The organism is Mesorhizobium sp. M0833, from assembly GCF_040319905.1.
Taxonomy (GTDB): Bacteria; Pseudomonadota; Alphaproteobacteria; order Rhizobiales; family Rhizobiaceae; genus Mesorhizobium.
The window spans coordinates 1-1099 of the sequence record NZ_JAMYOQ010000089.1 but is presented as its reverse complement, the minus strand read 5'-3'; the positions used below and the strand labels follow the sequence as shown (position 1 = coordinate 1099).

The 1099-nt window shown below is 59.7% G+C and carries 1 protein-coding gene; it reads right to left on the bottom strand.

From position 1 onward, the window contains the following. Window positions 1–14: 14 nt before the first annotated feature. The gene (locus tag NKH98_RS32900; protein ID WP_352904314.1) at window positions 15–743 is read right to left on the bottom strand and encodes a WXG100 family type VII secretion target; all 729 of its coding nucleotides are present in this window, start codon (window positions 741–743) and stop codon (window positions 15–17) included. Window positions 744–1099: the final 356 nt, after the last annotated feature.

The window sequence follows — 1099 nt, the reverse complement described above, 5'->3', positions numbered from 1 at the left end:
GTCCTGGTTGTCAGTCATGGGTTTCGCTCCAGGCTTGCATTGGCCCAGTCATCGCCGGACTGATCGGATCCTAACGGGGCTGGTTCAACTGGCTCTGCCGATCGCCATCCCGACTCATTCGAGCTAGGACCCGTCTCGGGCGCCCGGCCTGTTCCCGACTGGCCCGGTGCTCCGGTTTGGGCAGAGGGTGGCGAGCTCTTGATGAACCGCCCCAAAGCCAGGCCTGCCAATACCGAGCCGGCGATCAGCGCCCCCGAGTTTTCGCGGCCGAACGACTGAATTTCGCCAAGCACCTCGTCGAAGGGTTTATCCTTCAGGGACGAGGAAAGCCGCTCGAGCCCGCCTGCGGCGTCAAGGGCGAATTTCGAAGCGGTCCGTTGATCATTGTTGGCAAGATGCTCGCTTGCCGCGCGCAATGCGCCGCTGAAGGCCTTGAGATTGGCGCTCATGTCGCGCTGCGTTCCCTCCGCCTTGTTGAACAATGCTTGCTTTGCTTCCGATGCGTAATCTCCGGCTTTCCTGGTGATCTCGTCACGCGCATCGTGGAGCGCTTCCGTCGCGGTCTGCTTTTCCCGTTGTAGTCTTTCCGAAAGCTCGCTTCTGGCTGTCTCGAAATCGGCCGTCTGACGGCCTTGATCGTCTTTGTCCTGCATGGTGTCTCCTAGTGGAATCCGAGGAAGGAGAGGATCGCAAGCACGACGACGACAAGGCCGATGAGATAAATAACACTGTTCATGGCGCAATCTCCTCCACTGCGCACCGAACTTGCATGTGGTTCCCGTGTTCCCCTCAGGCCTCATCTTTTTGTAAGCGAAGCCTAACCAGCCTCAAGACGGGATCTTGTCCTGTGCCGATTGCGGTGAGCGCGCGGTTGGAAATGATACGAGACCGGACTCCGGTGCGACTTACAGGTCGAGGCGCAGGCGCACTCCGGGAGATATTCGCGCTGCATGGGTCGGAATTCTTTCGGAGTGCTTTGACTGGGCATTATCGCAGTGGGACCTGCCTGCGACCTACCACCTGATCTGAGGCCGCGCGATTATCAGCCACAGAATCCCGAGTACGGCGGCGAAGGCTGGGAAGCCGAAGGCGACCCACA